General features: G+C 69.3%; 13 protein-coding genes and 1 pseudogene. 9 read left to right on the top strand and 5 right to left on the bottom strand.

Features of this window, described 5'->3' with window-relative positions:
• The first annotated feature begins 69 nt into the window (after positions 1 to 69).
• The 5 genes and pseudogenes from ku to ACT9AS_RS04185 all read left to right on the top strand — a co-directional run bounded on the left by ku (position 70) and on the right by ACT9AS_RS04185 (position 4,752).
• Positions 70 to 1,053, top strand: a complete 984-nt coding sequence (gene ku / locus ACT9AS_RS04205; RefSeq protein ID WP_445098851.1) for a non-homologous end joining protein Ku — start codon at positions 70 to 72, stop codon at positions 1,051 to 1,053.
• A 27-nt stretch (positions 1,054 to 1,080) separates the two neighbouring features.
• Positions 1,081 to 1,983, top strand: a pseudogene (ligD, locus tag ACT9AS_RS04200) (non-homologous end-joining DNA ligase); the annotation flags it as partial.
• 52 nt (positions 1,984 to 2,035) lie between these two features.
• Positions 2,036 to 2,878, top strand: coding sequence for a murein L,D-transpeptidase catalytic domain-containing protein (locus ACT9AS_RS04195; RefSeq protein WP_445098850.1), 843 nt, complete (start codon positions 2,036 to 2,038; stop codon positions 2,876 to 2,878).
• A gap of 79 nt (positions 2,879 to 2,957) precedes the next feature.
• A complete protein-coding gene (locus ACT9AS_RS04190) occupies positions 2,958 to 3,986 on the top strand; it encodes a L,D-transpeptidase family protein (protein WP_445098849.1) in 1,029 nt (342 codons plus the stop codon).
• A 28-nt stretch (positions 3,987 to 4,014) separates the two neighbouring features.
• Positions 4,015 to 4,752 (top strand): peptidoglycan DD-metalloendopeptidase family protein, encoded by a 738-nt coding sequence (locus tag ACT9AS_RS04185; RefSeq protein WP_445098848.1) that lies wholly within the window; start codon positions 4,015 to 4,017, stop codon positions 4,750 to 4,752.
• Positions 4,753 to 4,853: 101 nt separating this feature from the next.
• Here ACT9AS_RS04185 and ACT9AS_RS04180 read toward each other — a convergent pair whose 3' ends face one another.
• The 3 genes from ACT9AS_RS04180 to ACT9AS_RS04170 form a co-directional block, all read right to left on the bottom strand.
• Positions 4,854 to 5,549 (bottom strand): hypothetical protein, encoded by a 696-nt coding sequence (locus tag ACT9AS_RS04180; protein WP_445098847.1) that lies wholly within the window; start codon positions 5,547 to 5,549, stop codon positions 4,854 to 4,856.
• Complete coding sequence (locus tag ACT9AS_RS04175) at positions 5,549 to 6,139, bottom strand: sigma-70 family RNA polymerase sigma factor (RefSeq protein WP_445098846.1); 591 nt, start codon at positions 6,137 to 6,139, stop codon at positions 5,549 to 5,551. Before ACT9AS_RS04175 ends, ACT9AS_RS04180 begins: the two co-directional genes overlap by 1 nt.
• 113 nt (positions 6,140 to 6,252) lie before the next feature.
• Entirely contained in the window at positions 6,253 to 6,921 is a 669-nt protein-coding gene (locus ACT9AS_RS04170) for a GDSL-type esterase/lipase family protein (protein WP_445098845.1), read from the bottom strand.
• Between the two features lie 140 nt (positions 6,922 to 7,061).
• On the opposite strand from ACT9AS_RS04170, the gene ACT9AS_RS04165 reads away from it, so the two are divergent.
• Positions 7,062 to 7,802 carry an ATP-binding cassette domain-containing protein gene (locus ACT9AS_RS04165; protein WP_445098844.1) on the top strand — a complete coding sequence of 247 codons (741 nt, stop codon included), beginning with the start codon at positions 7,062 to 7,064 and terminating at the stop codon, positions 7,800 to 7,802.
• Positions 7,799 to 10,381 (top strand): FtsX-like permease family protein, encoded by a 2,583-nt coding sequence (locus ACT9AS_RS04160; RefSeq protein WP_445098843.1) that lies wholly within the window; start codon positions 7,799 to 7,801, stop codon positions 10,379 to 10,381. Before ACT9AS_RS04165 ends, ACT9AS_RS04160 begins: the two co-directional genes overlap by 4 nt.
• Before the next feature lie 123 nt (positions 10,382 to 10,504).
• Here the strand turns inward: ACT9AS_RS04160 and ACT9AS_RS04155 are convergent, their stop codons facing one another.
• Together ACT9AS_RS04155 and ACT9AS_RS04150 are read right to left on the bottom strand one after the other, a co-directional pair.
• Positions 10,505 to 10,771 (bottom strand): hypothetical protein, encoded by a 267-nt coding sequence (locus tag ACT9AS_RS04155; RefSeq protein ID WP_445098842.1) that lies wholly within the window; start codon positions 10,769 to 10,771, stop codon positions 10,505 to 10,507.
• A 72-nt stretch (positions 10,772 to 10,843) separates the two neighbouring features.
• Complete coding sequence (locus ACT9AS_RS04150; RefSeq protein ID WP_445098841.1) at positions 10,844 to 11,596, bottom strand: DNA-formamidopyrimidine glycosylase family protein; 753 nt, start codon at positions 11,594 to 11,596, stop codon at positions 10,844 to 10,846.
• A 96-nt stretch (positions 11,597 to 11,692) separates the two neighbouring features.
• Here ACT9AS_RS04150 and ACT9AS_RS04145 point away from each other — a divergent pair, with 96 nt between their 5' ends.
• Positions 11,693 to 12,814 (top strand): methyltransferase, encoded by a 1,122-nt coding sequence (locus ACT9AS_RS04145; protein WP_445098840.1) that lies wholly within the window; start codon positions 11,693 to 11,695, stop codon positions 12,812 to 12,814.
• Positions 12,811 to 13,512, top strand: coding sequence for a pseudouridine synthase (locus ACT9AS_RS04140; protein WP_445098839.1), 702 nt, complete (start codon positions 12,811 to 12,813; stop codon positions 13,510 to 13,512). Before ACT9AS_RS04145 ends, ACT9AS_RS04140 begins: the two co-directional genes overlap by 4 nt.
• Positions 13,513 to 13,953: the final 441 nt, after the last annotated feature.

Raw genomic sequence — 13,953 nt, 5'->3', positions numbered from 1 at the left:
CGCGGGGCTCTCGATACTGTGCGCCCGGTCCGGGCGGTGCCCGTGGACCGCCTCGTCCAGGAGATCGCCATGGCTCGTCCCGTGTGGTCAGGAACGCTGTCGTTCGGCCTGCTCAACATCCCGGTATCGCTGATGTCGGGCGAACGCAAGACCGACATTTCGTTCCGCATGCTCGACGTCCGCGACAACCACCCGATCCGCTACGAGCGGGTCAACGCGGAGACCGGCGAGGAAGTGGCTTGGAAGGACATCGTCAAGGCGTTCGAGTACGACAAGGGCAGCTACGTCGTGCTCGACCCCGGCGACATCAAGTCGGCCGCGCCGGAAAGCCATGACGCCATCGAGGTCGAGGCGTTCGTCGACGTCGCCGCGATCGGTCCGCAGTATTTCGAGAAGCCCTACGTGCTGGTGCCCGCGAAGAAGGCCGAAAAGGGTTACGTGCTGCTGCGCGAGGCGCTCGCCAGTACCGGCAAGATCGGCATCGCGCGCGTCGTGATCCGCACCCGCGAGAGCCTGTGCGCGGTCATGCCGCAGGACAATGCACTGTTGCTGCTGATGATGCGTTACCCGCAGGAACTGGTCGACATCGACGAGTACCGCATCCCCGAGGGCAGGAGTGGCGACTACCGGATCACCGACAAGGAGCTGAAGTTCTCCGAACAGCTGATCGACACCATGTCGGGCGACTGGCAGCCGGACGATTACCAGGACGAGTTCCGCCACCGCCTGCAGGAGGTGATCACCCAGCGGATGAAGGACAAGGGCGTCGTCCGTCATGGCGACGAGGAGCCCGAGGTCGAGGAGCATGCCAGCACCAACGTGGTCGACTTCATGGAGTTGCTGCAGCAGAGCATCGCTAAGAAGAAGCGCACGCCCGCGAGGAAGTCGGCCGGCAAGGACGAAGACGACAAGGCGGAGCGCAAGCCGGCGAAGAAGGCCGCGAAGAAGCCGGCGAAGAAGGGCGCCAAGAAGGCCAGCGCGAAGAAGGCGGCAAAGAAGGCCACCAGGAAGGCCGCGAAGAAAACCACGGCAAAACGCAGCAAGGCCGCATAGTCCGCCGCCGATGGGTATCCGCAGCGCGACGGGGACGACGACATGACCGGCATGGCACCGGCGGACGCGGTGCGGCTTACCAGCCCCGGCAAGCTGTCGTATCCGGCCGACGGAATCACCAAGCAGCAGGTCGCCGACTACTACCGGACCGTTGCGCCCCGCCTGTTGCCGGAGGTCGCGCGCCGGGCGCTGTCGGTGGTGCGCTGTCCCGACGGAATCAAGGGCCAGTGCTTCTTCCAGAAGCACCATGCGCAGGCCCTTGGCGACTCGGTCCATGCGGTGCCGATCCGCGAGAAGGACGGCGCGCACGATGATTACCTGTACATCGAGGACGCGACCGGCCTGCTCGAACTGGTCCAGATGAACACCCTGGAGCTGCACCCCTGGGGGTCGCGGATCGACGATCTCGAACATCCCGACCGGCTGGTGTTCGATCTCGACCCCGGCCCGGGTGTGGCGTGGTCGGCGATGCGCGCTGGCGCACGCGACGTGCGCGACCGGCTCGCGGGTGCCGGCATGGCCGGTTTCCTGCGCCTGTCCGGCGGCAAGGGGCTGCACGTGGTGGTACCGATCGCGCCGGGACCCGGCTGGGACGAGGCCAAGGCATTCTGCGAAGCGATCGCCGATGCGATGGCGGAGCAGGCACCCGACCGTTACGTGGCCACCGCGTCCAAGGCGAAGCGGCGCGGCGTGATCTTCATCGACTGGCTGCGCAACGCGCGCGGCTCAACCAGCGTTGCAAGCTGGTCGTTGCGGGCCCGTGCGGGTGCGGGCGTGGCGATGCCGCTGCACTGGGACGAACTCGGCCGCACCCGTTCCGGCGCCGATTACACGATGGCGCGTGCATTGCGCCGCGCGGCCAGCCTGCGCCGGGATCCCTGGCAGGGTTGGGATGAGGCGAGCACGCAAACGCTGGCTGAACCGGGCTGACGCGTTCAGGGTGATTCAGTCGCGCGCGGTCCCGTGTCGATAAAATGTGAAGGTGGATCCGCGACCCGACAACCCGATGCCGCCGCGCGCGGTGCTGCGTCGCCTTGCATGGCTGGTCGCGGCATCGATGCTGACGCTGTTGCCCGGTTGCACCAGCACCCCGCCGCCTGTGGAGGTGGTGTCGGTCCCGGAAATCCTCCCGCCGCCGGTGCCTCCCGCGCCGCCACAGCCCACGCTGGCCCAACGCCTCGCGCTCGCCGCGCCCAAGGCCGATCCCGAGGTGCTCGCGCTGGCGGTCCAGGCGCAACAATGCGCGACCGGCAGCGGTACGGTCGCACCGGTCGAGCGGCTGGCGGTGATCGATTATTCGCGGCCGTCGACCGAACCACGGCTGTGGGTGTTCGCGCTGGACGACGCCCGGCTGCTGTACGTCGAGCATGTCGCCCACGGCAAGCACAGCGGCGCCAACCTGGCCACCGAGTTCTCGAATGTCGAGGGCAGCCTGCAGTCGAGCCTCGGGCTGTTCAGCACCGCCGAGACCTACATCGGCGGCCACGGTTATTCGCTGCGGATGGATGGTCTTGAACCCGGCGTCAACGACCACGCGCGCGAGCGCCTGATCGTGATCCACGGCGCCGACTACGTCGATCCGGAGCAGGCACTGCGGCAGGGGAGGCTGGGTCGCAGCTTCGGCTGCCCGGCGGTACGCAGCGGTATCGCACGCGAGGTGATCGACAGCCTCAAGGGCGGCCAGTTGCTGTTCGCCTATTACCCCGACATGGATTGGCTCAAGGGCTCGCGCTTCCTCGCGTGCGCCGATGAAGGCGCGCCGGACAAGGCGGTCGCTTCAGTTGCCAGCCAGCCTGGTCGGCCGCTTTCACGCAACCGCGAATAGGGCTCCAGCAGGATCGGTGGCAATCGATTGATGGACGATTGCCGTGACAGCAGACCTTTGTTTCCCCACTTCCTTCCGGATGCGCAAGCACGCGATCTCCCTGGCGTGTGCGCTTGCGGCAATGCCGCTCGCCGCGTTCGCACAGGACACGCAACCGATGACGGCCGAGGACGCCCCGCCTGCGACAGCTGCCGAAGAATCCGATCGGCTGGATGCCGCCAGCGTCAACGACGCCGCCATCCGCACCCCGGTGGGCGCCGACAGCAGCGCGGAAGGCGCCGCGGTGCTGCGCGCGCAGATCCTGCTCGATCGCGCGCACTTCTCGCCCGGCGAGATCGACGGCGCCTTCGGCTCCAACACCCGGCGCGCTATCGAAGGTTTCCAGCGCAGCCGCGACCTCGATCCGAGCGGCACCATCGATCCCGCGACCTGGATCGCACTCAACAGCGATACCGTCGACGCGCTGGTGCGCTACACCCTGACAGCCGCGGATGTCGCCGGCCCATTCGTGGAGATCCCCGAGGACATGGAGGCCAAGGCCGGGCTGGAACATCTGGGTTACGGCTCCGCCCTCGAAGCGCTGGGCGAACGCTTCCACGCCAGCCCGGCGTTGCTGCAGCGCTTGAACCCGGGTGCGAAAACGGAGGTCGGCGCCACCTGGACGGTGCCGAACGTCGCCGCGGCCACCCTGCCGAAGGGCGACAAGGTCGTGGTCGACAAGTCCGACGCGGTGGTGATGCTGCTAGACGACGCGGGCCGGACGCTCGCCCAGTGGCCGGCGACGATGGGCAGCTCGCACGACCCGTTGCCGATCGGCGACTGGACCATCAAGGGCGTCGCCAAGGATCCGCCGTTCCACTACAACCCGGACCTGTTCTGGGACGCCGACCCCGGCCATCAGAAAGCCGAGATAGCCCCCGGCCCGAACAATCCGGTCGGCGTGGTCTGGATCGACCTGTCGAAGGAGCATTACGGCATCCACGGCACGCCGGTGCCGTCGACGATCGGCAAGACCCAGTCGCACGGCTGCATCCGCATGACCAACTGGAGCGCCCGCGCGCTGTCGGAAGCGGTTGCCCCGGGCACGACGGCGGTGCTGCGCGAATGACCATGACGATGCGGCAGGGGAACGCTAGATGAAGGTGCTGCTGGTGTTCCTCGCCGGCCTGCTGGTCGGCGCCAACGCGGTGTACTTCCTCATGACCTGGGGCGATGCCGATCCGGATGCGGCGGTGGTGTTCGCGCGCGAGCGCAGTCAGCATGCCGAGTCCGTTACCGCGCCGTCGGCCGGGACGCCGCCTGCGTCATCGGCCGATCCCACCCGCCAGGCGGTAACGCCGCCATCGACGCGGATCGACGCGCCGCCATTGTCCCCGCCGTTGTCCACCGCACCGACGTCGGCGCAGGCATCCACTCCGACGGTCGCCGCGGTTGGCGCGGAGCTGATCGTGCCGGTCCGCGGCATCCAGCTCGCCCAACTCGACAACACCTTCGATGATGCCCGCGGCCAGGGTCGCGTGCACGAAGCGATCGACATCATGGCGCCACGCGGCACGCCGGTGCTGGCGGCGACTGACGGCAAGGTCGAGAAACTGTTCACCAGCGTCCCGGGCGGCTTGACGATCTACCAGTTCGACCCCGACGGCCGCCACGCTTACTACTACGCCCACCTGGACCGCTATGCCGCCGGGCTGGTCGAAGGAAAGGTGCTGAAACGCGGCGAGGTGATCGGCTACGTCGGCAGCACCGGCAACGCCAGCGAGGACGCCCCGCACCTGCACTTCGCGATCTTCGTGCTCGGCCCCGAGAAGCGCTGGTGGGAAGGCACCGCGATCAATCCCTACCCCGTCCTCACCGGCAAACAGCCCCTGTAACCGTCACCGCCCCCTGTAGGAGCGGCGTAAGTCGCGAACGCACGGCGAAACCGGATATCAGTGAGATCGCGACTCACGTCGCTCCTACAGAAGCGCCCCGCCTACGCCCGCTCGAACCGCTCGATCTCGTCGAGCTGTCGCCCGGCTCGCCGAAGGTTGCAGCCCGCCAGGTCATCGATGATTGCGCGCAGCCACGGGTGGGCCGGCGGATGCCTGGACCATCGCACCGCCAGCCATACGCTGCCGGCCATCGCCACCACGCCGAATGCCAGCGTGGACACCACCCAGCCGGGCGCGGCCGTGTACAGGTCGATCCCCATCCACAGCTTGGCGCCGACCATCGTCGCGACCAGCCACAGGCACCACCACGGCAGACCCAGGGCGACGGTGGTGACGCTGGTGAACCGCCGCAGCCGGGCCAGGCGCCGCTGGATGTCCAGCACCGGGGCGGTGTAGTAGACCCCCGCGGCGAGCAGCGCGCGGGTGGCGGCGGCCCAGATGGCGGCGATGCCGTAGACGTGCAGGACCAGGCCGGCGGCGAGCAGGTGCGGCGTCGCGCGGTGGTCGTACCAGAACGACGCGGCGACGATCACCATCGCGATCCAGACCGCCATCTCCACCAGTTGCGCCAGGCCGAACCGGCGCAGCGCCGCGCGACCGAGCCCAAGACCGCGTTCGCGCCGGTCCTGCAGCACGAGGGCCTCGATGCCGTCCGCGCGCAGGTCGAGCCGGGTCCACGCGGCATCGAGCTCGGCGTCGAGGCGGCTCCAGGCGGACTTCATTTCGTCGAGTTCCATCAGGGTGTCCTCGGGGTGGCGGGGGGATCGAGTTCTTCGCGGATCCGTTGCCGCAACCGGTGCAGCTTGGTCGCGACGTTGCCTTCGCTGATGCCTAGGATCTCGGCGATCTCGCGATGGCTGCGTTCGTCCAGGTACAGCAGCATCAATGCCCGGTTGAGCGGATCGAGCCGGTCGATCACGGCGTGCAGCGCGCGGATGCCGGCGTCGGCCCCGTCCGGCCCGTGCGCGGCCGGGTCGGGCAACGATGCCATCGCTTCGTCATCGAGGCTGGCGTGGTGTTGCCGGCGCAGCTGGCTGCGGCGTACCTGCGAGATCGCGACGTTCAAGGCGATCCGGTACAGCCAGGTCGAGAACCGGCTGCGCGACGGGTCGAACGCGGGGAACGCGCGCCAGGCCTGGACGCTGATGTCCTGCAGCAGGTCGCGCCGGTCCTCGGGGTCGCGGCAATAGCCGTGGGCGACCTTGAGCACGATGCCGCGGTGCCGGTCGAGCAGTGCGGCAAATCGGGCCTGGGGAGGGTCCGCTTGCCGCGGATCGGCGTGGGTGTCGATGGCGTCGATCACCGGGAGGTCCGTGATGGTGTCCATACCGGGTGATTCGCATGGGTAGCCGGAATATCACACGCGGGTGCGTTGGAAGCGTGGCGGGTTGTGAGTGGGGGTGCCGGGCGACCGATTTGCCATCGCGACTTGCGTCGCTCCTACAAGGGCGGGGTTGCAGGGTGGGGTAGGTCCAGCAGCGGTGCCAGCTCGGTCCACACATGGTCGCGCAACTTCGGCTGTGCGGCGGCGACCGGGTGCAGGTTGTCGGCCTGGTATGCATTGCGGTCGAGCGCGATCGGTTCCAGCAGGAACGGCAGCAGCGCGGTATCGAACCGCTCGGCCAGCATGGGGTAGTTGCCGGCGAATGCCTTTGTGTACGCGGCGCCGAGGTTGGGCGGCATCTGCATGCCGATCAGCAGCACGCGCGCGCCGGCGCCGTCGGCGGCACCGATCATGTAGGCGAGGTTGGCCGCGGTGCGCGCCGTCGGCAGTCCGCGCAAGCCGTCGTTGGCGCCGAGCGCGATGACCACCACGTCCGGCCGGTGCCGCACCAGTGCGCCGACGATCCGCGCCGCGCCGCCGTCGGTGGTCTCGCCGCTGATGCTCGCGTTGACCACCTGCCAGCCGGGCTTGCGCTTGGCGATGCGCTCGGCGGTCAGCGCGACCCAGCCCTCGTCGGCGGCCAGGCCGTAGGCGGCCGACAGCGAGTCACCCATCACCAGCACCGTGCGGGTCCGGGCCGTTTCACCGTCGCCATCCTGCGCCGGCGCGGCCCGCGCCGGGCCGGCGTGCAGCAGCAAAAGCGCGACCAGCGACGCCAGCAACAAGCCAATGGCACATTGAACCGGGCGGCTGGAGGCCGCATACCTGTGTCGCACGACGCGCGTTCCGTTCACCCATCCACCCATTGCATCCGTCTCCTGTCGCCGGCGCCACGCGCCCGGCAGGGGTCGCCACAGGACCCATCATGGCCGATCGCCACGTTCAGCAGCTTGCCACCACGCCCGCCGGTTCGACACCGGTCACCGCGGCACTCGAGGTCGCCGGGCTTGGCAAGCGCGTGCAGCTACCATCGGGGCCGTTGACCATCCTCGATGGGGTCGGCTTCACGATCGCGCAAGGCGACACCGTCGCGATCGTCGGTGCGTCGGGGTCGGGCAAGAGCACGCTGCTGTCGCTGATGGCGGGGCTCGACCTGCCGAGCAGCGGCAGCGTCACGCTCCACGGCGAGGCGTTGTCGGCGCTGGACGAGGACGGCCGCGCCCGGGTGCGCGGCGAGAAGGTCGGCTTCGTATTCCAGAATTTCCAGCTGCTGCCGTCGCTGACCGCCCTCGAAAACGTGATGCTGCCGCTGGAGTTGCGCGGCGACGCCGAGGTCGATGCACCGGCGCGTGCAATCCTGCGCAAGGTCGGGCTCGGCGAGCGGCTCGACCACTACCCGCGACAGCTCTCGGGCGGCGAGCAGCAGCGCGTCGCCCTCGCGCGTGCGTTCGTCACCGCGCCGTCGCTGCTGTTCGCCGACGAGCCGACCGGCAACCTCGACAGCCACACCGGGCAGTCGATCATCGAGCTGCTGTTCGAACTCAACGCCGAGGCCGGCACCACGCTGGTGCTGGTCACGCATGACGACCACCTGGCCGAGCGCTGCCGTCACCGCCTGCGGCTCGACGGTGGCGAGCTGGTGGCGGACGAGCGGATCGCCGCATGAGTGCGGGCCGCGTCCGGCCGGGCGGTATCGGCCCGGCGAACGTGTTGGCGATGGCGTGGCGGCAGATGCGCCGCGACCTCAAGGCCGGCGACGTGCGGATCCTGCTGGCGGCGCTGGTGCTGGCGGTACTGGCGGTGACCGCGGTCGGCTTCGTCACCGATCGCGCTGAGCGCGCATTGACGCTGCAGGCCAACCAGTTGCTCGGTGGCGACGCGGTGGTGCGCGGCGATGCGCCGGTCGGCGTGGAGATCGAACGCGCCGCAGCCGGCCTGCAGTCCACCCGCACGGTCGAACTCAACACCATGATCGGAGTCGGCAGCGGTGCGGATGCGCGCTTGCAACTGGGTGACCTGCGCGCGCTGGGCGAGGGATTCCCGCTGCGCGGCGCGTTCACTTTGGTCGACGGCTCCGGCGTCGAACGCCTTGCCGGCGGCGTGCCCGCGAGCGGCACCGCATGGCTCAGCCGCGCCGGCGCCGACGCACTCGGTGCGCGTATCGGCGACGAGGTGACGGTCGGCAATTCGCGGCTGCGGCTGGCCGCTCTGGTCATCGCCGAGCCCGATGCCGCACTCGACTACTTCAATGTCGCGCCGAAGCTGTCCATCAGCCTCGCTGACCTGCCCGCGACCGGGCTGGTGCAGGAGGGCAGCCGCGTGCGCTACCGGCTGGTGGTGGCCGGCGAGCCGGGCGCGGTCGAGCGCTTCGTCGCCGAAGCCAAGCCCGCACTCGCGCGTGGCCAGCGGCTGGAGACGGTCAGCGATGCGCGGCCGGAAATCCGCTCCGCACTCGATCGCGCCGGCCGCTTCCTCGGCCTCGCCGCGCTGGTGTCGGTGGTGCTGGCGGCGGTCGCGGTGGCGATGGCCGCGCGCAGGCACAGCGAGCGGCATCTGTCGGGCACCGCGGTGATGCGTTGCCTCGGTGCCAGCCAGGCGACCCTGGCCGGCGTCCACATCGGCGAGCTGGTGCTGCTCGGCCTGTTGGCGAGCACGGTCGGCGTCGGCATCGCGTTCGTCCTGCAATGGGCCATCGGCCTGTGGCTTGAGCCCGTGCTCGGCATGGCGATCCCGGCCGCAGGCTGGCTGCCGGCGCTGCAGGGTTACGGCGTCGGCCTACTGGTGTTGCTGGCGTTCGGCGCGCCGCCGGTGCTCGCTCTGCGCCGGGTGCCGGCGTTGCGGGTTTTGCGCCGCGACCTCGATCCGACCGAACCCAGCGCATGGCTGGTGGCGCTGGCCGGGCTGGGCGGGCTCGGCGCGCTGCTGTGGTGGAAGGCCGGCTCGGCCACGCTCGGCACCGCGATGCTGGCCGGCATCGTCGGCACCTTCGCGGTGCTGGCACTGCTGGCATGGGGCTTGATCGTGCTGTTGCGGCGGTTGCGCTCGCGGCTGCGCGGCAGCCTGCGCTACGGACTGGCCAACGTCGGCCGCCGGCCCGCCACCAGCATCGCCCAGGTCGCCTCGCTCGGCCTCGGGCTGATGGCGCTGCTGCTGTTGACCTTCGTGCGCACCGACCTGCTCGACCGCTGGCAGCTGCAGCTGTCGGCGAACGCGCCGAACCGTTTCATCATCAACGTGCAGGACGACCAGGTCGACGCGGTGCGTGCGTTCATCGCCGCGCAGGGTATCGATGCGCCGACGCTGTACCCGATGGTCCGCGGCCGGCTGGTGGAGCACAACGGCGAGCCGGTGTCGGGCGATGACTATGTCGATACCCCTGCCGACGACGGCAACGATGGTGCCGCCAGCGAGGATGCGCAGCGCTCGCGTCGCCGTGCCGACCGCGAGTTCAACCTGTCGATGGCCGATGAACTGCGCGACGACAACCGCGTGGTCGCCGGCACGTTCTGGGGGGCCAAGGTGCCGGCTGCGCCGGAACTGTCGGTCGAGCAGGGCTATGCCGAATCGCTTGGCTGGGAGATCGGCGACACGGTCGCGTTCGACATCGCCGGCCAGCGCTTCAGCGCCACCATCACCAGCTTGCGCGAGGTCGACTGGGAGAGCTTCCGGCCCAACTTCTTCGTGGTCGCCTCGCCGGGTGCGCTCGACGGCTTCCCGGCCAGCCACATCACCGCCGTCAGCGTGTCGCCGGAACACCCACGCTTCACCGCCGATCTGGTCGGACGCTTCCCCAACCTCAGCGTGATCGACATCGACGCGGTGCTCAAGCAGGTACGCGCGACCGCCGACCAGGTGTCCACCGTGGTCGAGGTGGTGTTCTGGTTCTCGCTGCTGGCCGGGTTGCTGGTGTTGATGGCGGCGGTCAGCGCCAGCCAGGACGAGCGCTTGCTGGAAGGTGGGGTCATGCGCACCCTCGGCGGCAGCCGCAGGCAGTTGCGCCTGGCGCAGGCGTCGGAGTTCGCGGCGATCGGGCTGCTCTCGGGCGTGGTCGCGGCGATCGCGGCCTCGGTGCTGGCCGGCGTGGTCGCGACCCGGGTGTTCGACCTGCCATGGGAGGCCAACTGGGGCATGGCCGCGGTCGGTGCCGCGCTCGGGATGCTGGCCGCGCTGGCGGCGGGCCTGTTCGCCACCCGCCGGGTGCTGGATGCGCCGCCGTCGGTGACGCTGCGCGAACTGCAAGGCTGACAGGCCAGGTTGGAGCGACATGAGTCGCGACCGTTCATCGCCTCCGGGGATCGGCGGGTCGCGACTTGCGTCGCTCCTACAGGGGTGCTGCCTGCAGCATCCGACCGGCGATCGAACAGTCGCTCAAGGTGCGGGCAGGTCCGCTCGTACCGCCGTGGCGTTGAAGCGTCGCGCGTAATCACGCTCGTCGGTGATCCGCTCGATTTCGTCGTCGGCCATCTCCGGTGCGGCGTAGACCGCGTAGGCGATGCCGTCGTCGCGCTGGCCGAGCTGGTGCAGCCGATAACGCGGGCGGCCGGCGCCGGTGTTCTCCGGATAGTGGGTTGGCGGCTCACCGTCCATGTCCAGTTCGCTGTTGTCGACGGTGCCACCGACGAATAGGGCGCGCATGGCGTTCTCCGCTGGAAGTGTGGGGGCAAGGATGAGGGCGGAGACGTTGGGTCCGGATGAAAAAAGTGAACGTCATTCGTACAGTTTCTGGCAATGCCCGCAGAAGAACGCGCGGCGCTGCTTGCGGCCGAGTTTTGCTTCGAATTTCAGCCCGCGACCGCACCGGGGGCATTCGGTCCGGGTATGGACCTGATAGTGCTTCTTGAGTACGTAGTCCTTCTTCCAGCGGTAGAAATCGAAGCTGTATTCACGCGCCTGCGTGACCAGCTCGCCCAGCTTGCGCGCCGACAGCGCCCCGACCGGCGTGCGCGGGTCGACCCGGATGCGGAACAGCACCTCGTTCTTGATGATGTTGCCGACGCCCGCGAACACGTCCTGGTCGAGCAGGGCATCGGCGGCCAGGGCATCGGGTCGTTCCCGCAGCTTGCGGCGCGCGGCCTTCGGGTCCCAGGCGTCGGACATCACGTCCGCGCTCCAGTCGTAGGCGGCGTCTAGGTCACCTTCGATGTATTTCAGCGAGCTCGAGTAGAAATTCAGCTCGCCGTTGTCGAATGCCAGCGACAGGCGCTCGGCGCGGCCCTCGCGGCGCTCGTCGATGCGGTAGCTGCCCCACAGCAGGAAATGCACGCGCAGGGTGAAGTTGCCGGCGTCCGGCGGCTCGAAGCACAGCAGGAAATGCTTGCCCCAACTGTGCAGCGCCTCCACCCGCTGGCCGGCCATGCGCTGGATGTCGAGCCGGCTGTTGCCGCCGACCTCGTGGATGCGTTGGCCGGCGAATTTGGCGGCCTGCTCGCGCAGGATCACGATGGAGGGACCTTCCGGCATTTCCGCAGCCTGCGTGGCCAACCGTCACGGATGCGTGCAGGCGTGCGCGCCGCCGGGCGCCAGTAAACTGGGCGACCCGCTGCCACGCCCGCCCGCATGACCCTCGACGATCCCGCGCTGGACACCCTGATGCTGCCGTTCGAGCAGAACCTGCTGCCGTGGCCGGACGCCGCCGGCACGCTGTTCCTGCGCGCGCGCGAGGGCGCGGCGCTGCACCGGCGCCCGCGTGCGGGGCTGGTCTGCGAGCAGAGCTTCAAGCCCGATGCGGACGCGCTGCAACGCGCGGGACTCACGCTGGCGGAGCCCGGCGATGACCGACGCTACCCCTTGGTGTTGCTGCTGCCTCCGCGCCAGCGCGAGGAAGCGCGGGCACTGTATGCGCGTGCGGTGGCTACGGTGGCGCCCGGCGGCCGGGTCGTCGCCTGCCTTGCCAACAACGAGGGCGCACGTTCGGGCGAGGACGACCTGCGCAGGCTCGCCGGTCCGGTCGGCAGCCTGACCAAGAACAAATGCCGCGTGTTCTGGACCGCACCGCTGCATCGGGCCGACAGCGCCGCGAAAGTCGATGTCGCGCTGCTGGCGCAGTGGCAGGCGCTGGACGCGCCGCGAGCGGTTGCCGACGGGCGCTTCACCAGCCGCCCCGGTGTGTTCGCGTGGAACCGGATCGATTCGGCCTCGGCCCTGCTGGCCGCCCAGTTGCCGGCCGACCTGTCCGGCCGCGCGGCCGACCTCGGCGCGGGCTTCGGCTATCTCTCCGTCGAACTGTTGCAACGCTGTCCCGGCATCACCGCGCTCGACCTGTACGAGGCCGAAGCGCGCGCGCTGGACCTGGCGCGCCACAACCTCGCGTCGTTCGAGTCGCAGGCCGCGCTCGGCTACCACTGGCAGGACGTCACCACCGGCCTGCCGGAACGCTACGACGTGATCGTCAGCAACCCGCCGTTCCACACCCAGGGCCGCGCCGACCGTCCCGACATCGGCCGCCGCTTCATCGCCGTCGCCGCCGAAGCGCTCAAGCCCGGTGGCCGGTTGTGGCTGGTCGCCAACCGCCACCTGCCGTACGAGGAAGTCCTCAACGCGAGCTTCGGCAGCGTGCGCACCGTCGCCCAACAGGACGGCTTCAAGATCATCGAGGCCGTCAAGGCGTTGCCGGCGCGACCCGAACGCGCGCCGAAACCATTCGACAAGGCCGCCGCCGCGAGGAACCACGGGCGATGAAACTGGTCAAGCTGATCGCCAACCTCGGTTACGGCAGCCGCAAGCAGGTGGCGCTGATGTTCCGCGAGGGCCGTATCACCGATGCCGATGGCGAGGTGCTGTACGCCGACGACAAGGTCGCGCACGATGCCATCCGGATCGACGACGAACCGCTTGATCCACCTGCGGGAATGCTGTTGATGCTGCACAAGCCGGTCGGCTATACCTGCTCGACCCGCGACCCCGGCCGGATCATCTACGACCTGCTGCCGCCGCGTTACCGCCTGCGTTCGCCGCTGCTGTCGACCGTCGGCCGGCTCGACCGCGACACCAGCGGCCTGCTGCTGCTGACCGACGACGGCCAGCTGCTGCACCGGATCGTCTCGCCGAAGTCGAAGTTGTCGAAGGTCTACGAGGCGACCCTGGCGCAGGACCTGCGCGGCGACGAGAAGGCGATCTTCGCCAGCGGCACGCTGATGCTGGAGTCGGAGAAGACCCCGCTGGCGCCGGCCGGGCTGGAGGTGGTCGACCCGAGGCACGCCAGACTGACCCTGACCGAAGGGCGCTACCACCAGGCCCGGCGCATGTTCGCCGCGGTCGGCAACCATGTGGAGGCGCTGCATCGCAGCCGGGTGGGTGGGTTGGCGCTCGAGGAGCTGGCGGAGGGCGAGTGGCGGATGTTGGGCGAGGCGGATATCGAGCGGTTGTTCGCCGGTTGATGGGCTGGCACGGAGGTGGCCCTTCTTCAGCGACGGGCTCTGCCGACGCATCGGGTTTTCCTTCATCGCGCGCGTTTCCACGTTATCGCGGTGTCCCTCCGTTGTAGGAGAGACGTAAGTCGCGACGCCCTGAACCCGGAAACGGCGAGGAAATCGCGACTTACGTCGCTCCTACATCAAGCCGGCCCAGCCAAAAACCGCCCACACCAGCCCGTCGCGACGCGGCGTCCCGGCTGGGGTATTGCGCACAGCGGACATGGATGTCCGCGGCCGGCGAGTCGGGCATGGATGCCCGACCGAGCCGGGAAGCAATACCCCAGCCGGGGCGACGCTCCCGCCCGAAGCCCATTTTCGACCTGACGCCACCATCGAAGATGAGCGGACAGCGAACCAAAGTCTGAAGCCCGTTCCCGTTCCCGGTCCCGACACCCGACACCCGAC

Source organism: Lysobacter sp. F60174L2, from assembly GCF_052547135.1.
This window is presented reverse-complemented; position numbering and strand designations above follow the sequence as displayed.